Source organism: Klebsiella sp. MS 92-3 (assembly GCF_000195655.1).
Classification (GTDB): Bacteria; Pseudomonadota; Gammaproteobacteria; order Enterobacterales; family Enterobacteriaceae; genus Klebsiella; species Klebsiella pneumoniae.
The window spans coordinates 62,124-68,620 of record NZ_GL882858.1 but is presented as its reverse complement, the minus strand read 5'-3'; the positions used below and the strand labels follow the sequence as shown (position 1 = coordinate 68,620).

Here is a 6,497-nt window from a genome sequence, read left to right as displayed (position 1 = left end):
CGGCCGCTGCTAACGCGTTGGTCAGGCCTTCGCCTGCTGATAGGGCGCCACGCGGAACAGGCGGCGGCAATAGTCGAGGAAGTAGCCGTAGGCGGCGCCCATCATCATCGATACCGCCAGGTTCGAGCTCACCGCGGCGACAATCTGGTGCCAGTCAGCACCCACGCTCCACAGAATAGCGACATACACCGGCGACTGAAAGGTGACGTAGGCCAGCACGTCGGCCATATTTTTCATCCACCTGGCTGGGCTGATGCGCCGGGCCTGACGCATGGCGAAATCGCGATAAATCCCATAGGGTACGGCAATAATAATGTTGACCGGGATCGCCACCAGACGCGACGATAACGACTGCTCAAACGTCATACCAGAGAGAAAAATTTCGATCATCATGTTGACGACGGTGCAGTAAACCACCATCGCAAAGGTGTCTGCAACCGCATGCCGCAAGCGGGAGTGCGCAGAGAACATCGGAGTGCTCCTCGAAAATGAAGTCATTAACGCCGAAAAATGCGCGTTGGTATAGCGTTTTTGGGCTGCCTGTTTTGATGTGCGTAGAGTATATCTCTGCATTAAAAGTGGCAACTAGCTATAAATTTTTATTTATCGCCTTTTTGTCGATAAAATACTCTGCGCTGGTTTGTTTTTTGTTCGTTACGCTACTTTTATTCCTGTTTTTGCAAATATCAATATTTATCAATGTGTTACTCTTGATTGCGAAATCGAGACTGGCCGAGGGAACGGCGCCTGATAGCCAACCATGGCGCGACATCACGCGAGTGTGTGATTCCGTTCTCTTTTAGGATTTTTTATGCCGTAAGTCGCGTTTTTATGGTGAAAAATTCTGAATTGCGAATTGTTTTTTTATTCCCATTGTCTGATTAACTATTCACTGCAACCAAAGGTATGTATCAGTGCGGCCACGTATGAACAGCAGGTAACCCGCTGACCATAAAGCTAATATTCCTGGCGAGAACGGTGGTTTTTCCCGTCATTCTGCCTTTTTTATTTATTCACTCTCTTTTTTGCCTGTGCTTATGAAAAAGGCTCAGGTATTTGCCAATATAGCTTCAGGGGATAACCGCTAATATCCACCTTATATATTTATCTGGACAACCGAAGGCTGGAAATAAATAAACGTTTCTATTACACTTGCCGCGTTGTATCTTTTAATTTGCTATTTGGAATTTTTTAATTTTATGTCTTCAATGTTACACAAACTGAATAATATCCGTTCACTGCGTGCCCTGTCCCGTGAATTCTCCATTGACGTGCTTGAAGAGATGCTGGAAAAGCTCAGGATCGTCACTGAAGAAAAACGTACGCAACAGCAGCAGGCAGCTCAGCAGCAGGCTGAATATCAGGAGAAAGTGAATACCTGGCTTGAACTGATGCGCGCCGACGGTATTTCTCCTGACGAGCTGGTGGCCGATATTCAGCCGCCAAAGGCGGGAGGCAAAAAGCGTCAACCGCGCCCGGCGAAATATCGTTATACCGATCATACTGGCGCAGAGAAAACCTGGACCGGACAGGGAAGAATGCCGAAGCCGATTGCCGAGGCTGTCGCCCAGGGTAAATCGCTGGATAGCTTTTTAATTTAACGCCTTCGGGCCAGCGCCAGCCCGGTGGTGAGAGACCCACCGGCCTGGCCTTACGACTTTAAGCGAGGGGCTTTAGCAGACGCCGAAGTCTCCCTCTTCCTGATACGGCGTGACCTCGTCCGACTTCAGCGAATAGCGCTCTCCCTGCTCCTGTGCGGCCTGAACCACCACCAGTTGCTCCCCTTGCACTTCCACCACTTTCAGTTTTGGTCCGCCCGCTCGGGGTTGTACCAGATCGCCGACAGCAAACATAATTCACTCCTCACTGTTAACACCATGGATAAACCTAAACCATAGCTCAACGCCCGCTCACTGAACACCGGGCGTGCTGTTTTTTGTTAAAACAATTTGGAGTTATATGTATTAACATTGTTAATGTTTTGCTGGCGCCATACCGCTGCTGAGAAAGGGGGACGGCGAGGGTAGGGTTACCACCAATCAGGTCAGGAAAGACACCATGAAGTATATCATTCTGTTGATCATTGTTATTGCTGTACTGTATGTCCATTACCGCGGACGGGTGCGCTATCGTTTCTGGCGGCAGCTCTCCGACCATTCCACATTTACCGCGCCGCTGAATGGATTTATGTATTTATTTTCCCGCGTGCCGAATACGCCTTATCTGCGGCCGGAGATGTTTCCCGAGCTGGCGATATTGCAGCAAAACTGGCAGGTTATTCGCGACGAAGGTCTCCACCTTCAGCAGCTGGAGCAGATTAAAGCGGCCGATAAATATAACGATGCCGGGTTTAACTCATTTTTCAAAACCGGCTGGAAACGCTTTTATCTGAAATGGTATGAGGATGCCCATCCTTCCGCCAGCCAGCTCTGTCCGCAAACTACCGCGCTGCTGCGCGATATCCCGTCGGTGAAAGCGGCCATGTTTGCCACTCTGCCGGACGGTAGCCGTCTGCCGCGCCATCGCGACCCCTACGCCGGCTCGCTACGCTTTCATCTGGGCCTGGCAACGCCGAACGATGACCGCTGCTTTATCGAGGTGGATGGCCAGCGTTACAGCTGGCGCGATGGAGAAGGCGTGCTGTTTGATGAGACCTATATCCACTATGCGGAAAATACCAGTGGTGAGAATCGCCTGATTCTGTTCTGCGATATTGAACGGCCGATGCGCTACCGCTGGGCGCAGAAAGTTAACCACTGGCTGGGACGCCATCTGATGAGCGCCGCTTCGGCGCCCAACGATATCGGCGATCGCACCGGCGGGATTAACCGGGCGTTTCGCTATATTTACCAGATCCGTATTGTTGGTAAGCGGTTGAAAAAATGGAATAAGACGGTCTATTACATCGTCAAATGGCTGCTCTTCGGCGGCATTGCCTGGCTTATCTGGAGCGCGTTTTAACCCCCTGGCGCCGGTTCCACGGCATGGTCCCCAGCAGCCGCGCCATGCCGCAAAAGCCGGTTACGCCGGCGAAGGTGAGCCCGGCGCCGACCGCGCCGCTGAGCAGGAAAAAGCCGCCGTTAACGGTATAGCCCAGCAGCACCCCCAGTAAAATCAGGACGCCAGCGGCAATTTGCACCTGGCGCATCAGCGGCAGCGGCTGCGATGAATCTTCCACTACCAGCAACCCCGCGGCTTTCCACGCCTGAATTCCTCCTGCCAGCAGGCAGGCCTGCGCCGGCGCGGCGGCCGCGGCCAGACGAATCGCATTATTCTGCGTCCGGGAACCCGCCTGGCAGTGAAAGATGACCGTCTCTCCGGCCCGGGCATTGAGGGGCGCACCGCTGGTCAGAGTGGCGAGCGGCACCAGCTCGGCATCGGGGATATGTTCGCGCGCATATTCATCCGCATCGCGGATATCAATCAGTCTGGCGCCCTGGGCAATCTGCGCCTGGGCCTCGGCGGGAGTTAAGGTGGCGATGGTCATAGGATCCTCACGGGCAATAGAGCGTTTTCAGCGTATTGATCACCTGCTGTACCGCAGGGTGGGTGATGAAATAGTGGATACGCTGGGCGTCGCGCTCGCTGTCGATCAGCCCCTCGTCACGCATCCGCGCGAGGTGTTGCGAGGTGGCGGAGGGGCTCAGCCCTGTAGCCCGGGCGAGTTCGCCGGCGCTGGCCCTGGGCGCATCGCACAGCATGCACAGGATCAGCAATCGGTGAGGATTGCTCATCGCTTTCATCAGCGCGGCGGCTTCTCCGGCGCGGGCCTGCAGGTCTTCAGGAGTGGTCATTTATTTTAGCTTTGTCTAAATTTAGATAACTCTAAAATAAAAAGGCCGCCAGCGCCAGCACAATTTCTCCACGACTCAGGCCGGAACGGCGAGCCGGGCAATCTGCGCCCGGGCGCTGGCGATCCCGGCGTCGCGACCATGCGGGCGATTGTCCAGCCCTTCGGCATAGATAAATTCCACCTCCTGGATCCCCATCAGCCCCAGTACCGCGCGCAGATAGGGCGTGACGGCGTCGGTAGTTTCTCCCTGGTGAATACCGCCGCGGCTGCTGACGACCACCGCCCGGACGCCCTCCACCAGCCCCTGCGGCCAGCTCTCGGTGTAGCGAAAGGTTTCCCGCGCCCGCGCCACGAGGTCGAACCATTTTTTTAGATCGGTCGGGACGTTGAGGTTATACATCGGCGCGCCAATCACCAGCAGGTCGCTGGCCTTTAACTCGGCGATAAGCTGGTCGGAGAGGGCGACCGCCTTGCGGATAGCAGGCTGCGGATCCACTGCCCCGCGCAGGGCGGCGAACAGGGGGCGATCCAGCGTTGGCAGCGCCATGGCGCTGAGATCGTGTTCGGTGAGCCGATCGCCGTGTCCCGCCGCCTGGCGCGCCGCGAGAAATTCGTTAATCAACTGATTGGTCAGGGATGTTTCGCCATTAATGCTGGATTTTAAAACCAGAACGTTAGCCATGATGAGTGCCTCAAATGAAAGATAGAAGCAAAGACTAACACTGTCTTTTTTGTCTCAGGAGTGACATTATTTTTCCCTATTGTATCCCGTAAGGAACCAATCTGTGCGCGACGATCTGAATGCGATCCCGGTATTTGTCACCGTGGTCGAGAGCGGCAACTTTGCCAGCGCGGCGGCGATCCTCCATGTGACGCGTTCGGCGGTGGGAAAAACCATTGCCCGGCTGGAAGCGCGTCTCGGCGTGGCGTTATTCCAGCGTACCACCCGACGGCAACTGCTGACGGAAGAGGGGGAGCAATTCTATCTCCAGTGCCGGGAAGCGCTGGAGCGCATCCGCGAGGCCGAAGAGACGCTGCAGCGCGGCAAAGATGAGGTGCAGGGGCGGCTGCGGGTGTCGCTGCCGGTGCTGTTTGGCCAGCGCTGCGTGGCACCGCTGCTGTTCCGCCTCAGCCAGCGCTATCCGTTACTGAAGCTCGAGCTCCACTACAGCGACCGGCAGGTCAATCTGCTGGAGGAGGGGTTTGATCTTGCGGTGCGTATCGGGAGCCTGGCCGATACCGGGTCGCTGCGGGCCCGGGCGCTGGGAGAGCACGGCATGGTGCTGTGCGCGGCGGCGGAGTACCTGCGCCAGCAGCCAGCGCCGCAGACTATTGCCGGGTTGAACGAGCACCGTACCCTCGGCTATCTGCACAACGGCCAGCTACAAAAATGGCAACTGTATGACCCGCAGCAGGGCGAAGTGCGCTTCAGTCCGCAGACGTGGCTGATACAGGATGATTTTGCCGCCATCGCGGCGGCAGTGCAGCAGGGGATGGGCATCGCCTGGCTGCCGGACTGGCTGGTGGCGCAGGCGCTTGCCGATGGGACGTTGCAGCAGGTGTTGGCGCCCAGCGCTCAGGTGCGTTTCGCCATCCACGCGGTATGGCCGGAGGGGCCGTGGCTGCCGCAAAAAACGCGGGCGGCGATCGATGCCCTGCGGGAAGGGCTGCCTCTTACCGCAACACCTGGTTAGCGCAGAGAGAAATAACCGCCATCTATGGCGGCGGGGGGTTTCCGACAGCGTGCAAGCTACCGGCGCGCTTTACGCCGTAGCCTCAGCGACGAGGCCGTCCGGCACGGGCGGCACGGCGGTACAACGTGCTGCGGGCGATACCCAGTATCTGCGCCGCCCGGCTGACGTTGCCGTTGACCCTGGCCAGGGTATCGACAATCAACTGCTCATCATGGGCCTGCAATCCCCCGCGCGGCAACGGCGCAGGCGCGGCGCGATACGCCTCCGGCAGCGCGTCGGGCGTCAGCGTGTCGCCCTCATCGGCGAGAGCCAGCATTACCTTCAGGACGCTCTGCAGCTGGCGTACGTTTCCCGGCCACGGCAGCTGGCTGAGGTGAACCAGCAGCGCGTTTGAAAGCGTCACCCGGCGTGAAGCACCGCCCAGGTCGTGCCACAGGGTGGCGATAAAGGTTTCCAGCGCCGGCCACTCGCGCAGCGGAGGCAGCGCCAGGGCGTATTCCCGCAGACGCCACAGCAGATCTTCACGGAATTCTCCGGCGCTGACCCGCTGGGTCAGGTTGCGGTGGGTGGCGCAGATCAAGGCGAAATTCACCGGCACGCTGCGGCTGGCGCCCAGCGGAGCGACCTCTTTCTCCTGCAGGACGCGCAGGAGGCGGGGCTGCAGCGCCAGCGGCATATCGCCGATCTCATCAAGAAACAGCACCCCGCCGTCAGCCTCGCGGATTTTACCGATATAGCCATTTTTGCTGGCGCCGGTAAACGCCCCCGGCTGGTAGCCGAAGAGCTCGGATTCGATCAGCGATTCCGGGATGGCCGCGCAGTTGATGGCGACAAATTTGCCACTGCGCCAGCGGCTGTGCTGATGCAGCGTGCGGCTGACATACTCTTTGCCGCTGCCGGTTTCCCCCTCAATACAGAGCGCGATGCCGGCGTTGAGCAGCCGCAGCAGCTTTTCGCCTTCGCGCGGGCTGGTAAAGGGGAGATGCATGGCCGGCGGGGCGCTTACCGCC

9 protein-coding genes are annotated in these 6,497 nt (G+C 57.8%); 3 read left to right on the top strand and 6 right to left on the bottom strand.

Annotated features, from left to right (window positions below; genetic code table 11):
- Positions 1-21: 21 nt before the first annotated feature.
- Positions 22-471: an L-alanine exporter AlaE gene (gene alaE / locus HMPREF9538_RS03745; RefSeq protein WP_002914289.1), complete on the bottom strand. Its 450-nt coding sequence runs from the start codon at positions 469-471 to the stop codon at positions 22-24.
- A gap of 728 nt (positions 472-1,199) precedes the next feature.
- Between alaE and stpA the strand changes: the two genes are divergently transcribed.
- A complete protein-coding gene (stpA, locus tag HMPREF9538_RS03750; RefSeq protein ID WP_002914287.1) occupies positions 1,200-1,601 on the top strand; it encodes a DNA-binding protein StpA in 402 nt (133 codons plus the stop codon).
- Positions 1,602-1,673: 72 nt separating this feature from the next.
- On the opposite strand, the gene HMPREF9538_RS03755 is transcribed toward stpA, so the two are convergent.
- A complete protein-coding gene (locus HMPREF9538_RS03755) occupies positions 1,674-1,853 on the bottom strand; it encodes a hypothetical protein (protein WP_002914284.1) in 180 nt (59 codons plus the stop codon).
- 205 nt (positions 1,854-2,058) lie between these two features.
- Between HMPREF9538_RS03755 and lpxO the strand changes: the two genes are divergently transcribed.
- Positions 2,059-2,961 (top strand): lipid A hydroxylase LpxO, encoded by a 903-nt coding sequence (lpxO, locus tag HMPREF9538_RS03760; RefSeq protein WP_002914281.1) that lies wholly within the window; start codon positions 2,059-2,061, stop codon positions 2,959-2,961.
- Here lpxO and HMPREF9538_RS03765 read toward each other — a convergent pair.
- The 3 genes from HMPREF9538_RS03765 to HMPREF9538_RS03775 form a co-directional block, all read right to left on the bottom strand.
- Positions 2,942-3,487, bottom strand: a complete 546-nt coding sequence (locus HMPREF9538_RS03765; protein ID WP_009486169.1) for a rhodanese family protein — start codon at positions 3,485-3,487, stop codon at positions 2,942-2,944. The two genes, lpxO and HMPREF9538_RS03765, sit on opposite strands and share 20 nt — an antisense overlap.
- A gap of 7 nt (positions 3,488-3,494) precedes the next feature.
- Positions 3,495-3,794, bottom strand: a complete 300-nt coding sequence (locus HMPREF9538_RS03770) for an ArsR/SmtB family transcription factor (RefSeq protein WP_002914277.1) — start codon at positions 3,792-3,794, stop codon at positions 3,495-3,497.
- 75 nt (positions 3,795-3,869) lie between these two features.
- A complete protein-coding gene (locus tag HMPREF9538_RS03775) occupies positions 3,870-4,475 on the bottom strand; it encodes an FMN-dependent NADH-azoreductase (protein ID WP_009486168.1) in 606 nt (201 codons plus the stop codon).
- A 103-nt stretch (positions 4,476-4,578) separates the two neighbouring features.
- Here HMPREF9538_RS03775 and HMPREF9538_RS03780 point away from each other — a divergent pair, with 103 nt between their 5' ends.
- Positions 4,579-5,487: a LysR family transcriptional regulator gene (locus HMPREF9538_RS03780; protein WP_004145715.1), complete on the top strand. Its 909-nt coding sequence runs from the start codon at positions 4,579-4,581 to the stop codon at positions 5,485-5,487.
- A gap of 82 nt (positions 5,488-5,569) precedes the next feature.
- Here the strand turns inward: HMPREF9538_RS03780 and HMPREF9538_RS03785 are convergent.
- Positions 5,570-6,497 (bottom strand): sigma-54-dependent Fis family transcriptional regulator (locus HMPREF9538_RS03785; protein ID WP_009486167.1); only part of this gene is annotated, 928 nt, incomplete at its 5' end.

Bases quoted from the DNA above. Each gene is read 5' to 3' on its own strand.
- lpxO (WP_002914281.1), top strand. From the start codon at position 2,059: ATGAAGTATATCATTCTGTTGATCATTGTTATTGCTGTACTGTATGTC.
- HMPREF9538_RS03765 (WP_009486169.1), bottom strand. From the start codon at position 3,487: ATGACCATCGCCACCTTAACTCCCGCCGAGGCCCAGGCGCAGATTGCC.
- alaE (WP_002914289.1), bottom strand. From the start codon at position 471: ATGTTCTCTGCGCACTCCCGCTTGCGGCATGCGGTTGCAGACACCTTT.
- HMPREF9538_RS03775 (WP_009486168.1), bottom strand. From the start codon at position 4,475: ATGGCTAACGTTCTGGTTTTAAAATCCAGCATTAATGGCGAAACATCC.
- stpA (WP_002914287.1), top strand. From the start codon at position 1,200: ATGTCTTCAATGTTACACAAACTGAATAATATCCGTTCACTGCGTGCC.
- HMPREF9538_RS03770 (WP_002914277.1), bottom strand. From the start codon at position 3,794: ATGACCACTCCTGAAGACCTGCAGGCCCGCGCCGGAGAAGCCGCCGCG.
- HMPREF9538_RS03755 (WP_002914284.1), bottom strand. From the start codon at position 1,853: ATGTTTGCTGTCGGCGATCTGGTACAACCCCGAGCGGGCGGACCAAAA.